Below are 16,332 nucleotides of genomic sequence, written 5' to 3' on the forward strand. Positions count from 1 at the left end.
TGTCTCAGATGCGGGGGAGCTTACATGGCAACCGGCCCGGAGAGAGGCGCCGATTGACCAGCTTGACGGCCCTGGCTATGCTCGGCCCTGGAAGGACGGAGAGGACTGGATGGTCGAGAAGATCGTCTCGGGCGGGCAGACGGGCGTGGACCGGGCGGCGCTGGACGTGGCTCTCCAGCTCGGAATTCCCTGCGGCGGCTGGTGTCCCAAAGGACGCAAGGCGGAGGGCGGCCGCGTTCCCAAACGGTACCCGCTCGAGGAAACCCCGTCCGACGACTATGCGCAGCGGACGGAATGGAACGTCCGCGACTCGGACGGGACGCTCGTGCTGACCGTCGGCCCCCCGACGGAGGGCACGGCCTTCACCGTGCAGGTGGCCGAACGGTTGCGGAAGCCTAGCCTGGTGCTGGACCTGGACGACCACCCGTCCGCCGCGACGGTCAAGACCTGGGCGATCACGCACCAGATCCGCGTCCTGAACGTGGCCGGCCCGCGCGAGAGCAAGTGTCCGGGCATCTACGACCGGGCTGCCACGTTCCTCCGCCAGCTCCTGTCCGCTCATTGACCCTTCGACGCTTCGACGGCGCCTGGTTCGACGGGCTCACTGCCCGCCTACACCTGGCCGAACAAGCGATACCGATAGCGGGCGACGAGACGATAGACGAGCAGGGCGAGCGGACGCACGAAGGGAATCTTGAGCAGCGCGAGCCAGACCTTCCCGCTCCTCAGCCCGGGCAGCAAAGGCAGGAAGGCGTCGAGTCCGCGGCTGATGCGCCCGTCCCGCTCGACCAGAAAGGCCACGTCCGGGCGGCCCGGCTTGTAGTCGGCGCCGAGCCGGGCCGCCGCCTCGTCGCTCTGATAGGGCACGAAGCGGACGTCCCGGTCCGCCCCCATCCGCTCCAGCCCTTCCTTAGCGGTCACGCAGAGGCGGCACTCCCCATCGTAGATCAGGACCCGCTCCCGCTGTCGCTCTCTCGGCTCCTGCGCCATGGCGATCCGACGGTACGCTAGCACTGGGCTGAGGCCCGCGCAAGGCGATTGTCCGGGCCGCAGCGGTCCGCTATCATGCCGGCCATGTCGGCCCATCGGGTCATGGCGGTCCTGCTCCTGGCCCTCTTCCTGCTGGCCCTTGTAGCACGGATAACCCAAGGGACGGCCGCACACACGACGCTGCTGAACCGGCTGGCCTGGGAGGGCTACCTGTTTGGCCTGCCGCTCCTCCTGGGTGGGTTCCTGCTGGCTGGGGCGCGTTGGGCCCTGATGGGCGGCGTGATCTACGGCACGATCGGCCTGGCCCTGGACATCTCGACTGTCGTCCAGCTCCTGAGTCACGCCGAGACGCTCGCCGGTGATCTACGCAACCAGATCGTGATGAGCGGGCTGACGGGCTTGCTTAACGGGCTCCTGATCCTGTTCGGCGGGCGCGGGTTCCTGAACGTCGGTCCTGCTGGCGCCGGGTCAGACGTGCCTCGAGCAGATCCCCCTCCCAATCCCCCGTCCCTTCCTTCAGCTTGATCGGCCTGACCTGCGCGAAGCCGGTTTCCCTCAGCCAGGTTGCGGTCTCACGCAGGCCGTAGGTGTTGCCCCCCTCCGTGAACAGCAGCATCGTGGCGGCGAACAGGTTGGCTTCAGCCGGATAGAGCCCCTCCCGATCCAGCAGAAAGATGTCCTGGATGAGCAGGCGTCCGCCCGGGTTGAGCGCGCTGGCCAGCCGGCGGAAGAGCCGCCGGTTCTCCTCCGGCGAGTAGATGTGCAGGACGTTCGAGTACCAGATGACGTCGTACCGGCCCGGCACGGCCTGCTTCATGAAGTCCAGCGGGAGGTAGGCCAGTCGCCTGCCGTGCCTGTGGGTCGCCGCGATCTCCCTGGCCACCTCGAGCGCCGGCGCCCGGTCGCAGACCGTGGCGCGGAGCCGGGGATTGCGCGCCAGAAACGCCAGCGCATAGGTGCCCGGCCCGCCGCCCAGGTCGAGCAGGGTCCCTGCTCCGTCCAGCTTGACCTGGGCCGCGACCTCGGCCGCGGCCCGAATCGAGCGCTGGTGCATCGCCCAGGAGAACCGGCGCCGGTAGGCCGGCTCGTCCGGATCCTCGTGCTCGACCGGCCGGCCGGTTCGGACGCTGGTGGTCAATTGGGACCACTCGTCCCAATGGCTGCGAATCAGCTCGAGGTAGGCGCCACGAAAATCGGGGTGGCGGGAGTTGAGCTCCGTCCTCGCCAGGGTCCCGTTCCGGTAGCGGTCCCCCCGCTTCACCAGGAGGCCGGCGCTGGCCAGGTTCCGGCAGAGGATGTCGAGGCCCCGCTCGTTGACCTTCAGGCGCCTGGCCAGGGCCGGAACCGTCCAGGCCCGGTCACCCACGGCGGCAAAGAGGTTCAGCTCCAGGGCCGTGATCAAGACGCGGGGGAGCCGGAACGAAGAAATCGCGTCCCGGAACTGGTCGAAGGTGCGGATGACGCCGGTCCAGACGCGCCGGCCCCTCATGAGAAGAGCCGCGTGAACTGGTCCAGAGCCAGAGGAGGCCGGCCGGCCACGGCGAGATTGTCCTTCACGTGCGCGGTCTGCTTCATGCCGACCAGGGCCGTGCCCAGGCCGGGCGTGGAGCGGGCGAACTGGATCGCCCGCTGCGCGTCGCTCCCGTCGCCGAGGACCTCCCGCATCTCTCGCGGCAGGCTTCGGGTGAGCTGGCCCTGGAGCATGGTCGCGCTGGCCATGACGTACACGTCGAGCACCTTGGCCGCTTCGAGCAGGCTGACCGGTTTGCCGTGAAGCATCTGCGTCTGCTGGGCCAGGGCCTCAGGCATGCCGAGGTTGAACGGCAGTTGGATCACTTTGAACCGATGGCCCTTGCCGCCCACCTCTTCGGCGAGCCGGACGAGCGTCTCCAACGACAGGTGCCCGCGCGAGTTCGGGCGGGTCCGATACCCGCTCCAGGTCGCGGTTCCGTACCAGCGGATCTTGCCCTGAGCCACCGCCTCCTCGAACACCTCGAAGGCCGCGCGCAGACGTTTGAGGAACTCGGCTTGCGACACCGCATCGAGCTGGGTTTCCGGATTGTGCAGATAGTACACGTCCAGACAGGCCAAGCCCAGGTTCGCCAGGCTCGCCTGGAGCTGGTGGCGCAGGTAGCCCGGCGTCATGCAGTGGCAGTCCGCGACGATGTCCGAGGACTGGATGACGCCCGGCATGACGAAGGTCTTTTGGAGATAGGCGTCGGTGTCGTCCGGCGGCGCCCCGTCGAAGGGGATGAACCCGCCCTTGGTCGCGATCACCACTTCGTCGCGGCGGCAGAGCCCGCCGCCGATCAGCTCGGCCAGGGCCCGGCCGATCACGCGCTCGCTCCGCTGGCAGCGGTAGTTGATCGCGCTGTCGAAGACGTTGCAGCCCGACGCAACCGCCTGCTTGACGGCGGCCAGGTAGAGGGAGTCCGTGCCCTCGTCGTGGCCGCCCAGGTAGGTGCCGAGCCCGACGGAAGAGAGGGTCAGCCCGTCGAATCCCTCCCGGAAATGCCCGGCGTGGGCGACGTTCCCGGCCACCATCCGGTCCCGGTACCGCCTGGTCCCCTCCGCCGTCGCATGTCCCTCAACTGGCATATGCTTCACCCGCGTGATGGGTGATCGGTGATGGGTGACAGGTTCAAAACGTGCTTGATCCTCCGCAGCTCTTCACCACCCATCACTCGTCACCGTTCACCCTTCACATGATTTGATCGCGGCACCAGCGGACCGTCTGCACCACGTCGTCCGGCTTCGCCAAGTCCACCGGCCGCTGGAACGTCGCGGCCACGTACTCCCCGTTCATCTCCACGGCCTCTTCAAACCCCGCCTCCAGGAGCCGCCTCCTGACCTTGGAAACGACCGGCTGGAGGTAGTACTTCGCCTGTTTGGCCAGCTCGTCCGTGTTCAGGTCCTCGGGGGTCCCGCCGGAAAGGAGGCTCTTCACGTCGTCCAGATCCATGCCGGTCTGGCAGATCAGGCGCCCGTCCGGCGTGAGCTCCAGCATCCACTCCCCGTCGGCCAATTGCAGCGCCAGGGCTCCGCCCGGCTCCAGCTCGTAGAAGCCCGGCTCGCTTTTGCGGAGCCTGGCCCTCGTCTCCTCCCATCCGACCGCAGGCGCGCCGCTCATGCCGGCCGCTCCGAGGCCCGGGAAGAGGCCGGCTCGGCCGCGGCTCCGTGCGCGAGCCTGGCCTTCAGGGCCTCCAGCCGTTTGGCATTCTCCTCCAGCTTGGGCAGATGGTACTTCTGATCCACGCGCACGACCCGCTCCAGCAGCTCCACCGCCTCCCTGAGCCGGCCCAGTTGCTCGTAGCAATGGGTCATCAGATACCAGGCGCCGCCGACCCGCAGGTCGTCCCGCACCCGCTCGGCCAGGGCCAGGCTCGTCCGGCAGCAGGCCAGGGCCTCCTCCGGCCGGTCCTGAGTCAGGTAGGTCCGGGCCATCATGCGCCAGGCGTCGGCCATGCCCGCGTGGTTGCCGAGCCGGCGCATGAAGGTCAGCGACTGCTCATAGTGCCGCATGGCCTCCTCGTACTGGCCGGTCTCGCGGGCCACGAGCCCGAGGTCCGAATAGAGCACCGCCATGCCCATCTCGTCCCCGGTGCGCCGCATCAGGTCCAGCGCCTCCAGATAGTAGGCCTTGGCCCGTTCCCACTCGCCGGCGTCGGCGCGCAGGTTGCCCAGGTTGGCCAGCGTCGTGCCGATGCCCCGCTCGTCGCCCAGGATCTTCTGGAGCTCCAGCACCTCCTGGTAATAGGCCAGGGCCTGCTCCCGCCTGCCGCTCACGGCGCAGATGTTGCCGAGGTTGCCGAGCGTGGCCGCCATCGCCCGCCGGTCCCCGCTGAGCCGGTCGCATTCCAGCGCCTGCACGTAGCAGACGTAGGCCTCCGTGTAGAAGCCGCGCGAGAAGTGGTCGTTGCCCTGCCGGTTGAGCTGCTCTGATTGCGTGGACAGCATGGAGGTCAGGCGCGGAGGGCTTGTTCGACCGCCGGCTTCGCGCCGGTGAGGACCGAAGCGCCGTCCCCGACGAGGATCGCGTCGAAGTCGAGCTTGAGCAGGCGGCGCAGGCCGTCCTTCGCCTTGGCCGGGTCGGCGTATTTTTCCTGGGGCAGGAGCCTGAGCGTGCCGGGCGGCTTCCCGATCAGCGCGTCCCCCACGATCAGGACGCCCTTCCCCTGCTGGATCAAGAGCGCCGACTCCCCGCGCGACTTCTGGTCCTGGAGCCGGACGACCCAGATGCCGCCCGGCAGCAACTCCCCGTCTTTGTAGGTCCGGTCGGCCTTGATCGTCATTTCAGGCGCGTCCGCTTCCGGGACCATGACTTTGCAGCCGAACTCGGTCCGGCAGGCCGCGGCCTCCCGCTCGTGGTCGCGGTTGGTCAGGACGAGATAGTCCACCGGGCCGCGCCGCTTGATCTCCGTCTTCACCTCGGCGGTCATGGGCGGAGGGTCCACGAGGACGCGGTGCTCCCCGACGGTGAGGAACAGCCCGTTGAAGTCGAGCTGCTTCTCCTCCGAGAACCAGGACCACTGCCAGATGCCGGGGAACAGTTGCTTCATAAGAGAAGAGCGTATGGCTTATGGCCTATGGCGTATAGCTAATAGCTACACAAGATGCAGGATACGGATTTCTGTGTCCTTCGTCTCACGTCGAACGTCTCACGTTTCACGTCTTCTAAAGAGAGGCGACGGCGTCTTTGACGACCTTCGCGACTTTGATCCGGATGTCGTCCTCGTTCGGCAGGTCCATGATGTCGTCCTCGGGGATCGTGATGAACTTGCGGTTGGAGCCCTTGGTGAGGGAGATCAGGAACAAGCTGTTGGAGGGAGTCACGGGAATCACGACCTGCACGGCCGCGTCAACGTCCTTCACCAACTCCAGGAACTTCTGCTTGCCAGCCTCGATTTCATCCACGTCGGCGGCTCCCTTCCTGCTACATCCTCGACGGCGTACCGGCCAGCAGCTTGTCCACCTCCGCGAGGATCACGTCCGGGCCGGCCAGGTCCATGTTGCCGACCCGCTGCCAGCGGATCACCCCGTCCCGGTCAATGATGTAGACGTTCGGGATGAACCGGCCCCCGCCGTAGAGCTTGTCCGTGACCTTCTCCGGGTCCACGAGGTACGGATAGGTCACCTTGACCGGAAACTGGGAGAGGAATTCGAGGATGGCCTTCTTGGAATTGCCGGACGAATTCACCCCCACGACCGCCACGTCCTTGCCTCTGGTGGCCTCGTACACCTTCTGCAGGTTGGTCCCCTGCATCAGACAGGGCTCGCAGATATGGAACAACCCGAGCACGACCACCTTGCCCTTCAGGCTGTCCAGCGAGACGGTCTCGCCGGCGACCGAGGTCAGGGTGAAGGTCGGGGCCTTCTCGCCGACCTTGAAGAAGCTCTTGGCCGACACCGTCGCCGCGAGCGCGGCGAGCAGAACCGGCGCCAGCAGCATCACGATGATCCGTTTCATGACAGCCTCCCTCAATGGCAACAAAGAGCTTATGGCATATGGCGAATGGCAGTAGAACCCAAAGCAGATAATTCCTGAGCGACTGGCCATCAGCTATGTGCCATATGCTCCGTCGGAGAGCTATGGTAGCACGGCGAAATTTTGAGGGGCAACAGGGGAGTAAACGCGCCAATCGTCGCTCGTCGTTCGTGAAGCGTGGGATGGGAAATCCAGTCCCTCCCTCACGAGAGACGAAAGACGAGCGACGCTCCTCGGCAGACGGTTAGAAGAGCCCGAGCTGCAGCTCTTCCGCTTTCGTGAAGGGGATGGGATAGCGTTCGGTGAAGCAGGCGTTGCAGTAGAGGTCGGGGGAGCCGGGCGCAGCCTTGAGCATCCCGTCCAGGCTCAGGTAGGCCAGGCTGTCGGCCGTGATGTACTTTCGGATCTCCTGGACCGAGTGGCTGGAGCCGATCAGCTCCTTCTTGGTCGGGGTGTCGATGCCGTAGAAGCAGGGCGAGAGGATCGGGGGCGAGCTGATCCGCATGTGGACTTCCTTCGCGCCGGCGTGCCGCAGCATCTTGACGATCTTGCGGCTGGTCGTTCCCCGCACGATCGAGTCGTCCACGACCACCACCCGCTTCCCGCTCAGCACCTCCTGCACCGCGTTCAGCTTGATCTTCACCCCGAAGTGGCGGATGCGCTGCTCCGGCTCGATGAAGGTCCGTCCCACATAGTGGTTCCGGATGAGCCCGTTCTCGAACGGAATGCCGGCGCCCTCCGAGAAGCCCAGCGCCGCCGGCACGCCCGAGTCCGGGACCGGGATCACGATGTCCGCGTCCACCCAGGCCTCCTTGGCCAGTTGCCGGCCCAGGGCCTTGCGGGTCAGGTAGACCGCGTGGTTCCCGAAGATGCGGCTGTCCGGCCGGGCGAAGTAGATGTACTCGAACACGCACTGGGCCGGCTTGGCCCTCGCGAAGGGCTTGTAGGAAGTCACCCCCTCCTGGTTCAGGACGACCAGCTCGCCCGGCTCGATCTCCCGCACGTACTCGGCCCCGATCAGGTCGAAGGCGCAGGTCTCCGAGGCCACCAGCCAGGCCTCCCGCAGCCGGCCCAGGCAGAGGGGCCGGAACCCCCAGGGATCGCGGGCCGCGACGATGCCCTGGTCCGTCAGGATCACCACCGAGAAGGCGCCGCGCACCTGGCTCAGCGCGTCAATCACGCGGGACAGGAGCGAGTCGGCGCGGGACTGGGCGATCAGGTGGATCATGACCTCGCTGTCCGAGGTGGACTGGAAGATCGCCCCGTAGGCCTCCAGTTCGTTCCGGAGCATCTGCGCGTTGATGAGGTTGCCGTTGTGGGCCAGGGCCAGGTTGCCGAGCGCGAAGTTGACGGTCAGCGGCTGGACGTTCTTGAGGTTGCTGCCGCCCGCTGTCGAATAGCGGTTGTGGCCGATGGCCACGTGGCCGGGCAGCCGCTTGATCACCGGCTTGGTGTAGATGTCGGCGACGAGCCCCATGCCCTTCTCGACGTGGAATTGCTCCCCGTCGGAGGACACGATGCCGGAGCCCTCCTGCCCCCGGTGCTGGAGCGCGTAGAGGCCCAGGTAGGTCAGGTTGGCCGCCTCACGGTGGCCGTAGATGCCGAAGACCGCGCACTCCTCGTGGAATTTGTCGGGGGTGGTCAGCATCATAAAGCGCATCTCGTCGTTCGTGAAGCGTGCTGCGTCACGTGCAAAAGGGCTCGATCTTCCATATTTTGCGCTTCACGCTTCACGAGGTTCGAGCGACCGTTCCAAGCCGTTCGCCCAGAAGTCATGGAGCCGGGCCACATCCGCGTCAATCCGGCAGGCCGGCCCCTTCCGGTCCGCCTCCACCTCTACGATGAGGCGGTCGCCTCCCACCGTCCCGATCGCCTCCGCGGGCACGCCCAATTCTCCGGCCAGCTTGAGCACCTTGTCCCGCTGGGCCGGGCCGACCGAGAGGATCACCCGCGACTGACTCTCCCCGAACAGGAGGGCGTCCCGCCTGAGCCCGTTCGCCTTCAATCGTACCACAGCACCGAGTGTTTGAGCAGGAGCGGACACACAGGATTCAGCCAGCGCTACAGCCAGTCCTCCATCGGAACAGTCATGCGCCGACTTGACCAGGCCCTCGCGGATCAACTTGAGCACGCAGACCTGCATCCTCTTTTCCGTCTCCAAGTTGAGCGTCGGCGGGGCCCCCTGCTCCCGATGGTGGACCACGCTCAGATATTCCGTCCCGCCCAGGTCCTCCCCCGTCTCGCCCAGGAGGAGGATCGCGTCGCCTGCCTCCTTGAACCACTGGGTCATCGCCCGGTCCGCCGGCTCGATCAGACCGACCATGCCGAGCATCGGCGTCGGATAGATCGAGAGCCCGTTGGTCTCGTTGTAGAAGCTGACGTTCCCGCTGACGACGGGAACCCCGAAGGCCTCGCAGGCGTCCTTGATCCCCTCGATCGCCAGGACGAACTGCCACATGATGTCCGGCCGCTCGGGGTTGCCGAAGTTCAGACAATCGGTCAGCCCGATCGGCTCGGCGCCGGAGCAGACGAGATTGCGCGCCGCCTCGGCCACCGCGATCGTCGCCCCGACGTAGGGGTGCAGCAGGCAATACCGGCCGTTGCAGTCCACGGTCAGGGCCAGGGCCTTGTCCGTTCCCTTCACCCGCACGACCGCCGCATCCGAGCCGGGCCGGACGAGCGTGTTCGTCCGCACCATGTGGTCGTACTGCTGGTACACCCACCGTTTGCTCGCGATCGTGGGGGATTCCAGCAGCGACAGGAGGACAGCCGTCGCGTCCTTCACGTCCGGCAGGAGATCGAGGTTGAGCGACTGGAGGTGCTCCTGATAGGTGGGCGGCGCATGGGGCCGCTCGTAGCGGGGCCCGTCCTCCGCCAAGGCTCGGGCCGGAATCTCCGCCACGACGACCTTCTCGCCTTGCTGTCCCTTGTCCCGCACCCGCAGGACTCCGTCCCCCGTCACCCGCCCGACCACCGCCGAGTCCAGGTCCCACTTGCGGCAGATGGCGAGAACTTCCTCCTCACGGCCTTCCTTGGCGATCATCAGCATCCGCTCCTGCGATTCGGAGAGCATGATCTCGTAGGGGATCATGCCCGGCTCGCGCCGCGGCACCTGTGTGAGGTCCAGGTCAATCCCCGTCCCACCCCGCGAGGCCATCTCGCAGGAGGAGGAGGTCAGCCCCGCCGCCCCCATGTCCTGGATGCCGACGAGCAGGTCCTTCTCCATCAATTCCAGACAGGCTTCCAAAAGCAGCTTCTCCGTGAAGGGATCGCCCACCTGCACGGTCGGCCGCTTGGACTCGGAGGTCTCGTCGAAGGCGTCCGAGGCCATCGTCGCCCCGTGGATGCCGTCCCGCCCCGTCTTCGAGCCGACGTAGATGACGGGATTCCCGATCCCCGAGGCCTTGCCCTTGAACAGCCGGTCCTTCCGCGCGATGCCCAGGCAGAAGACGTTCACGAGCGGGTTGAGCGCATAGATGTCGTTGAAGACGACCTCGCCGCCCACCGTCGGCACCCCGATGCAATTGCCGTAGCCGGCAATCCCCGCCACCACGCCCTTGAACAGGTGCCGGTTCTTGGCCTGCTCCAGCGAGCCGAAGCGGAGCGAATCGAGCAGCGCAATCGGGCGCGCCCCCATCGTGAAGATGTCCCGCAGGATGCCGCCCACCCCGGTCGCCGCCCCTTGATAGGGCTCGATGAAGGAGGGGTGGTTGTGCGACTCCATCTTGAAGACCGCGCAGAGCCCGTCCCCGATGTCCACCGCGCCGGCATTCTCCCCCGGCCCCTGGACCACCCGCAGCCCGGTCGTCGGCAGCTTTCTCAGGTGGACGCGGGAGCTCTTGTAGGAGCAGTGCTCCGACCACATGACCGAGAACATGCCCAGCTCGGTCAGGTTTGGCTCCCGCCCCAGAATCTCGACGATCTTCTTGTACTCCTCGTCCGACAGCCCATGCTGCGCGATGAGGTCGTTGGTGATCGGCTGATCTGCAGCTTTCATAAGGCCTGTCGTCTGATTTCCTGATCCATGGAGCGCAACTTGGCTGCCTCCTTCACTTTCCAGCGGGCGACCCAGCCTCTCTTGTGGGGCTTGCACAGCCCGCAAGCCCGCCGCTTCCGCTTATAAGTCTTGCGCATAGGCGCAACGTCCAGAGCTAGAGAACCTCGAACTCCATCTGCTTGAGGTTCGCAAGCGGTACCCGGCTCTTGACCCTGAGGATTTCCACACCGACAACCTGATTCTGCTCGTTATAGTCCAGCACGACGCCGGGCTCCACCTCCTCAGACTCGATAATCTTGGAGTCATCCAGGCGCAGGTAGATCGCATCGGCCTTTTCATCAAAATGCACTTTCATAGTCGGCCTCGCTGGGTTCGATCGAAGTAGACGCTGACAATAAGCCAAGGGCTGACAGTGGGATTATAGATCACCCTCAACACTCTGTTGCCAAATTCGGGGATGGGGGCCAATGAGTGACGAAGTCCTGCGTCTACACGGTCTGGCTCAGTTCGTACAGGGTGCTCAAGAACTAGGACGACCCAGTCTTTCGATATTTCGCGCTCGGCAATCACCTTTGCGGCATGAGCCGTCAACGCATAGGGAAAGTCTTCCGGCATACCGTAAGGTCAGACTTTCACCGCGGGCGGCAGGTACGAAAGAATATGCGCATGTAGCTCAGACCGGCCAGCACCTGCTCGCGGCGAAGCTGATAGGCCTCCTGCACCGATTCAAAGGGTTCGCCAGCAGCCAGCGCGCCAACCACGGTGGCGACATCAATCCGCGTGCCGGCCAGACACGGCTTGCCGAAGCGAACATTCGGGTCCATCGAGATGCCGGGAAAGATTTCCATAGCCGTCACCTCTCAATTCTTGGACGAATGGGTCCGAATTTCACGAACCACATCGTCCACCGGAATGCCTCTACCCGCATCCAGTTCCTCAAGACCTGCCAGAATCCCCTGCTCCTCGTCCTCGCTGAGGGTTTCAGGCGGCTCCATCGGCTCGATCGAATAACGGCCCTGCGGCAGCTCTCTCAATTCCTTTGGAAGATGACTCCCATCCCACTCGATGACTTTTGGTTTCATGTGAGACATCCCATTGCCAACGGATCGAGAACATGCCCAGCTCGGTCAGGTTCGGCTCCCGCCCCAGAATTTCATGCTATCGCTGACACCACATATTCATAAAGCTCCTTCTTGGAAGTCCGCTTACGAATCTTCTCTATTGAAGTACGATGAAATCCGGCAGAGCGAAATATCTCAGCATATATACTCTCAACAGGAACCATAACATCATAAAACTTTGAGTTACCAACCACATAAAAGACCGCCGCACCTGATGCCAACACCCTCCGCAACGAGTACACATGCAGGACCGCATCTTCAAAGTATTTATGGACGTATCTGGCTAGGACTTCGCTATGACCTCGAATCTTCTCGATCATCGCGTCGAAATCCCGATCGGGAATAATAACGGACTTGTTTGGCTTCCACTTCATGAGGTTACTCGTCGCACAACCCCACGTACCGCCGATAGCCTGCCAGTCAAGCTCGCCGGCCTGCCTTCCAGACTTAAGGTATCCAAGCCAATACATGTAAGGCCGCAACTCACGGATATAGCTCATGCGATTAGGGTAGGGCGGAGAGGTAATAACTGCGGTAAAGTCACGGCGCGGCAGCACCTCGATCAAGTTCCTTGAGTCCCCTAGGTGCACCTTAATGCTGCCACTGCCTGCAGGAACACGGGCAGAGGCAGCAACTTCTTCAAACACTCTCCAAAACAATGGGCCAAGGGAGGGCACGAAGTCATCTTCAAACAGCGCGGAGCTGTGAGTCCGCTTACGAAAGGACATTGATTGATGACCGAAACTCACGTTTGCAACCTGAATCGCAGCACGACAAAAAGCAATCCTGAGCAAATTCTTGACCGACTCCGACAGAGAAGATGAAGAGAGCAAACCGAAGAGGTGCGCCAACGTTGCAAGGTCAGACTTATTCCACCACTTTTCAATCTCATGTAGGTCTGGAACCCAATGGCCCTCCTTGGATCGACAGGTCCTGCTTTGGCACGCTCTGCGCAAAAACAATCTCGCCCGTGAAATGTCGCTCTCGCTGTAAGTAGTGCACTTCGCACGAGCCAGCCAGACTAAAAACGGGTTGATGTCAACCGTATGACATCTCAATCCGGCTTGAGAGCAGACTAGCGCTGTTGTTCCAGTCCCACAGAATGGATCCAAAACTAAGTCAGTGTCGCGCAGTTCCGAGACAAGTCGTTGGACCAACTGTAAAGAATAGGCAGGAGTAAGTCGAAGCCAACCGTGCCGACCTTGCCCCTCGTTACCTTTGAAGGTTAAGTGTTCTCTCCGGCCAAGCGGAACTGTTCTAGACGCTATATCTTCGAAGAGCAGAAGAGTTCTCTCATTTTTCACGAAGGAGACTCCTTAACACACTTTCGACCTCTCTCCTTAACGTCGTTGAGTTCCGCCTGAAAAACCGAGCCAAATCATATCCCACAATATCTCGCATGAAAACATATGTGCTCGTGAGATCAGAGCCCGTTGTTGTACCTCTCAGAACGAGCCAGCGAGCACGCTGATACCGCTCGGCAACATCGGAGTCGATTTGCGTGGACAGCAGTCCTACAATGGGCAAATAATGGAAGGCGTATGCATTCGAGGCGTTAGCAACATCAGCGTTTTGCCGCTTTGAATCTTTGCTTTTATATCCCTGTCTCACCTCGAATACTGCCCCGTTCAAGGAACGTCTCGTCTGAGCGTTTAAAGCGAGATGACCTGCCGCACGAGAGAGCCATGTTTCAACACGGTCGCGTTTGATGCGGTCAGGGATTTGTGCAATAGGGATTCGCGCGTCAAGGGATAAGGTCCTTTTACGTCCTTCACTCCCCGGTACAGTATATGACCAGTTCGCATCAGCCTCTGAAAGGCCAAGGTGGTCACGCAGGATCTGATTGAATAGCCACTGGCAGCCGATTCCAATTTGGCGGTACACCGATGTCATTCCACCTGCCGCCTTGTGAGCAGCATACATAAGAGGCGAATCCAACCCGAACCACGCATAAAAGGGATCGGCGCGATATAGAGCCTGAAAATCTGAGAGGGAGAAACCACCCTTTCGACCATGCCCCAGCCGTGGTCGATACTTCGCGCAAACCCTTACCGCATCGACTACAAGAGCAAGATACTGGACATCATTTCCTTTGGCGTTCAGGTCCTCTCCTCCTTCTCTTCAACCTGAATCATGCGCGAAGCGTTGATCGCAAGTTATTGGACGCTGCTAGCGACGCGGATGTGCACGAAGTTATGCCGTTGCACTGAACCCTACCTATTAGGTAAGGTTCAGCGGGATGCCCAAAGGACCCCGTACACTGCGTATTACTTTTGGTGCGGAGACGCTGACTCACTATGGCGGCGTGTACCTTCTTCATCGGTTTCTCACCCGCATCGGCTTCAAACACGCGCTCGCGCAGGACATCCGCCTTGTGCAACGCAACAATCGTTACAGCGCTGGCGAGATGTTTCTGGCCGTGCTCGACCCGATGATCCTCGGACTCGAACGGATCGAGACCACTCAACTCCTGCGGCAGAACGGCGTCTTTCAGTACCTGACCGGGCTGCCAAGCTATCCCGAGGCGACCACGCTCCGTCGCTTCCTGCTGCGGGTTGCCCCTGGCGGCCTGCAGCGGTTGCGGGCCTTGCACGATCGCGTACTCCGCCGCATGCTGAGTCAGCCCCGGCGCCCCTCGCGGCTGATCTTCGATGTCGACTCCACCGTCTTGGTGGTCTATGGCAAGCAGGAGGGGGCCCGCATTGGCTACAACCCCATCAAGCGCGGGCGGTCTTCCTATCATCCCCTGTTGTGCTTCGAGGGCCAGAGCAAGGACTTCTGGCACGGCGAATTGCGCGCGGGCGATGCCCATACCGCGACGGGCACGCGCGACCTGCTCGCGGCGTGTTTTGCGAAGATCCCGGCTGGCGTCCGGTTGACGATTGTCCGCGCGGACAAAGGGTTCTACGACCACACGCTGGTCGAGTGGCTCGAAGCGCGGCGGGCTCGTTTCGTGATCGTCGCCCGGCTGACGGCGCCCATCAAACGCAAGCTGCCGCACCTGCGATACACTAGCCCCAGTCGTGGCATCGAGGTTGCCGAGTTTCGCTACCAACCGACCCATTGGCCCCGTCTCTACCGGTTCGTCGTCGTCCGACGGCTCCAGCCCGAGGAACCGACGGATCAGTTGACGCTCTTCAAACTCGGCCGGTATCACTATCAGGTCCTGGTCACGAATCGCCCCTTGCGTCCCCTCAACCTCTGGCGGTTCTACAACGACCGCGCCGGGGTCGAGCTGCTCATCAAACAGCTCAAAGGGGATTACGCGATGGGCAACATCCCAACCCGCCACTTCTTTGCCAACGAGACCTACTTCCATCTGCTCCTGCTCGCCTACAATCTGGTCAACTGGTTCCGGCGGTTGTGCTTACCAGAGGAATTTCAGCGCGCCACGTTGCAGACGTTGCGGAACAAAATCCTGCTCATGCCCGCCCAGCTTCTTCGAACTGGCAATCGCCCGCGGCTCGCTCTACCAGCTAGCGGAACCAGGCAGGCGGCATGGGAGTACGCCATGCAGAGGATCGAACATCTCAAACTGTGAAACCATCACTTTTCACGCCGGATTCAGGTTCAACTCTCAGTGCACACTCTTTGAAATATCGCTGCCCGAAGAACTCCAACAGCCAGGCACCCGCCTGGCCGGTGTCAGAGGCGCCGGAGCGGTTGGCCATGTCCTTACCTGGCATTGGGCGCATCAGCGCCTCTTTAACGCACCGCCACCGTTCTGGTGACTTCGCGACTGAGTTCTTTGCCCTCGGCGGCGCGGGTCAGGGTCACGAGGCCCGTGTAGGCGCCGGTGGTCCAGGATTTATCCTTGCGGCGCTTGCCGACGTAGACGAAGCGGCGCGCCTGGGTCTTCTCGATCTGCTCCTCTTCTTCCAGCACCGCCTTCCCATCAGGGCCGGTGATCCGAAACCGGAGCCTGTCGCCGGCCTGGACGCCGAACAGGTCCACCCAGAGAACCAGGGCCGGGGCGGTCGCCGGGAACGGCCCGTCTTCCCGCAAGCCGCTCCGGATCATCTCGACGCTCGGCTTGCTGCTGGCGAAGCCGGCGTTGTAGAGCGCCACCTCCTCATAGGGCACCGGCGCGGACGTCCGCCACAACATGGTCCCCGCAAACCCGCAACCGGAGCCCACCGTCCGTCCCGTGAAGGGGTCCACCGCCAGGCCGTTGTGCCGCACGGTCAGGTGTGCGTGGGGAAACTCCGTCTGACCGGACAGGCCCACGAGCCCCAGTTGCTGGCCAGCCTGCACCCGCTCGTTGGCCCTGACCACGACGCTGCCCTTCCGCAGGTGGCAATATTGGGTTTCCCAGCCTTCCCCGTGCTCGACCAGCACCCCGTTCCCGCACTCCTTCCCCTTGATCCTGGCGCGAGAAGCCGCATCCGTGAGCGCCACGTCCTCCATCCCGTCCCGGACGTTCTTCACGACACCCGGCGCGCTCGCCACGACCGGCACCCCCTTGGCCATCACCGCCAGGTCCCGGATCGCGAAGTCGGTCCCGTCATGTCCGTTGTAGGTCCGTTTGCCGCAGCGGAAGTCCTGCGCCTCTGCGGAGGGGTCCATGTCCACGTAGTTGGCCGCCCAGCAGGTCTCGCCGAGGGTGCAGGCGAGCGGCAGCCCCAGGCCCTCCGCTTCGACCGGATTCGAGGCGGCAGAGGCGTTGGGAACCGCAAGGCACAGGCTCAACCACAGAACAACAGCCGGCTTCCTAAGCCAATCGAAGGCCGTCGCGGAGG

The 16,332-nt window shown here is 63.3% G+C and carries 18 protein-coding genes and 1 pseudogene; 2 read left to right on the forward strand and 17 right to left on the reverse strand.

Translation table 11 applies throughout. The annotated features are described in order from the left end of the window. A partial coding sequence (locus AB1411_00005; GenBank protein ID MEW6541978.1) for a putative molybdenum carrier protein occupies window positions 1-565 on the forward strand: 565 nt, incomplete at its 5' end. A 47-nt stretch (window positions 566-612) separates the two neighbouring features. On the opposite strand, the gene AB1411_00010 is transcribed toward AB1411_00005, so the two are convergent. From AB1411_00010 to AB1411_00085, 16 genes and pseudogenes are all read right to left on the reverse strand, one after another. Continuing rightward, on the reverse strand, window positions 613-1,014 hold the full coding sequence (locus AB1411_00010; protein MEW6541979.1) for a DUF393 domain-containing protein: 402 nt from the start codon (window positions 1,012-1,014) through the stop codon (window positions 613-615). Window positions 1,015-1,393: 379 nt separating this feature from the next. Continuing rightward, window positions 1,394-2,479: a class I SAM-dependent methyltransferase gene (locus AB1411_00015; protein MEW6541980.1), complete on the reverse strand. Its 1,086-nt coding sequence runs from the start codon at window positions 2,477-2,479 to the stop codon at window positions 1,394-1,396. Beyond that, window positions 2,476-3,588 carry an aldo/keto reductase gene (locus AB1411_00020; protein MEW6541981.1) on the reverse strand — a complete coding sequence of 371 codons (1,113 nt, stop codon included), beginning with the start codon at window positions 3,586-3,588 and terminating at the stop codon, window positions 2,476-2,478. The genes AB1411_00015 and AB1411_00020 overlap by 4 nt, the downstream gene beginning before the upstream one ends. A gap of 103 nt (window positions 3,589-3,691) precedes the next feature. Then, window positions 3,692-4,120, reverse strand: a complete 429-nt coding sequence (locus tag AB1411_00025; GenBank protein MEW6541982.1) for a hypothetical protein — start codon at window positions 4,118-4,120, stop codon at window positions 3,692-3,694. Next, on the reverse strand, window positions 4,117-4,947 hold the full coding sequence (locus AB1411_00030) for a tetratricopeptide repeat protein (protein ID MEW6541983.1): 831 nt from the start codon (window positions 4,945-4,947) through the stop codon (window positions 4,117-4,119). The genes AB1411_00025 and AB1411_00030 overlap by 4 nt, the downstream gene beginning before the upstream one ends. A gap of 5 nt (window positions 4,948-4,952) precedes the next feature. Further along, window positions 4,953-5,549, reverse strand: a complete 597-nt coding sequence (locus AB1411_00035; protein MEW6541984.1) for a hypothetical protein — start codon at window positions 5,547-5,549, stop codon at window positions 4,953-4,955. A 115-nt stretch (window positions 5,550-5,664) separates the two neighbouring features. Next, window positions 5,665-5,904 (reverse strand): hypothetical protein, encoded by a 240-nt coding sequence (locus AB1411_00040; protein ID MEW6541985.1) that lies wholly within the window; start codon window positions 5,902-5,904, stop codon window positions 5,665-5,667. A gap of 19 nt (window positions 5,905-5,923) precedes the next feature. After that, window positions 5,924-6,457, reverse strand: a complete 534-nt coding sequence (locus AB1411_00045; protein ID MEW6541986.1) for a TlpA disulfide reductase family protein — start codon at window positions 6,455-6,457, stop codon at window positions 5,924-5,926. A 262-nt stretch (window positions 6,458-6,719) separates the two neighbouring features. Then, window positions 6,720-8,126, reverse strand: a complete 1,407-nt coding sequence (gene purF, locus AB1411_00050) for an amidophosphoribosyltransferase (GenBank protein MEW6541987.1) — start codon at window positions 8,124-8,126, stop codon at window positions 6,720-6,722. A gap of 72 nt (window positions 8,127-8,198) precedes the next feature. Further along, window positions 8,199-10,472 (reverse strand): phosphoribosylformylglycinamidine synthase subunit PurL, encoded by a 2,274-nt coding sequence (purL, locus tag AB1411_00055; protein MEW6541988.1) that lies wholly within the window; start codon window positions 10,470-10,472, stop codon window positions 8,199-8,201. 154 nt (window positions 10,473-10,626) lie between these two features. Next, window positions 10,627-10,827: a DUF2283 domain-containing protein gene (locus AB1411_00060; GenBank protein ID MEW6541989.1), complete on the reverse strand. Its 201-nt coding sequence runs from the start codon at window positions 10,825-10,827 to the stop codon at window positions 10,627-10,629. Further along, entirely contained in the window at window positions 10,824-11,087 is a 264-nt protein-coding gene (locus tag AB1411_00065) for a DUF4258 domain-containing protein (GenBank protein MEW6541990.1), read from the reverse strand. The genes AB1411_00060 and AB1411_00065 overlap by 4 nt, the downstream gene beginning before the upstream one ends. A 17-nt stretch (window positions 11,088-11,104) precedes the next feature. Continuing rightward, window positions 11,105-11,320, reverse strand: coding sequence for a DUF433 domain-containing protein (locus AB1411_00070; GenBank protein MEW6541991.1), 216 nt, complete (start codon window positions 11,318-11,320; stop codon window positions 11,105-11,107). A gap of 12 nt (window positions 11,321-11,332) precedes the next feature. Further along, window positions 11,333-11,554 (reverse strand): hypothetical protein, encoded by a 222-nt coding sequence (locus tag AB1411_00075; GenBank protein MEW6541992.1) that lies wholly within the window; start codon window positions 11,552-11,554, stop codon window positions 11,333-11,335. Between the two features lie 71 nt (window positions 11,555-11,625). After that, a complete protein-coding gene (locus AB1411_00080; protein ID MEW6541993.1) occupies window positions 11,626-12,444 on the reverse strand; it encodes a hypothetical protein in 819 nt (272 codons plus the stop codon). Window positions 12,445-12,567: 123 nt separating this feature from the next. After that, window positions 12,568-12,897, reverse strand: a pseudogene (locus AB1411_00085) (DNA methyltransferase). 935 nt (window positions 12,898-13,832) lie between these two features. On the opposite strand from AB1411_00085, the gene AB1411_00090 reads away from it, so the two are divergent. After that, on the forward strand, window positions 13,833-15,134 hold the full coding sequence (locus tag AB1411_00090) for an IS1380 family transposase (GenBank protein MEW6541994.1): 1,302 nt from the start codon (window positions 13,833-13,835) through the stop codon (window positions 15,132-15,134). A gap of 164 nt (window positions 15,135-15,298) precedes the next feature. On the opposite strand, the gene AB1411_00095 is transcribed toward AB1411_00090, so the two are convergent. Then, entirely contained in the window at window positions 15,299-16,282 is a 984-nt protein-coding gene (locus AB1411_00095; protein ID MEW6541995.1) for a M23 family metallopeptidase, read from the reverse strand. Window positions 16,283-16,332: the final 50 nt, after the last annotated feature.

This window comes from Nitrospirota bacterium, from assembly GCA_040757595.1.
Classification (GTDB): domain Bacteria; phylum Nitrospirota; class Nitrospiria; order Nitrospirales; family Nitrospiraceae; genus JBFLWP01.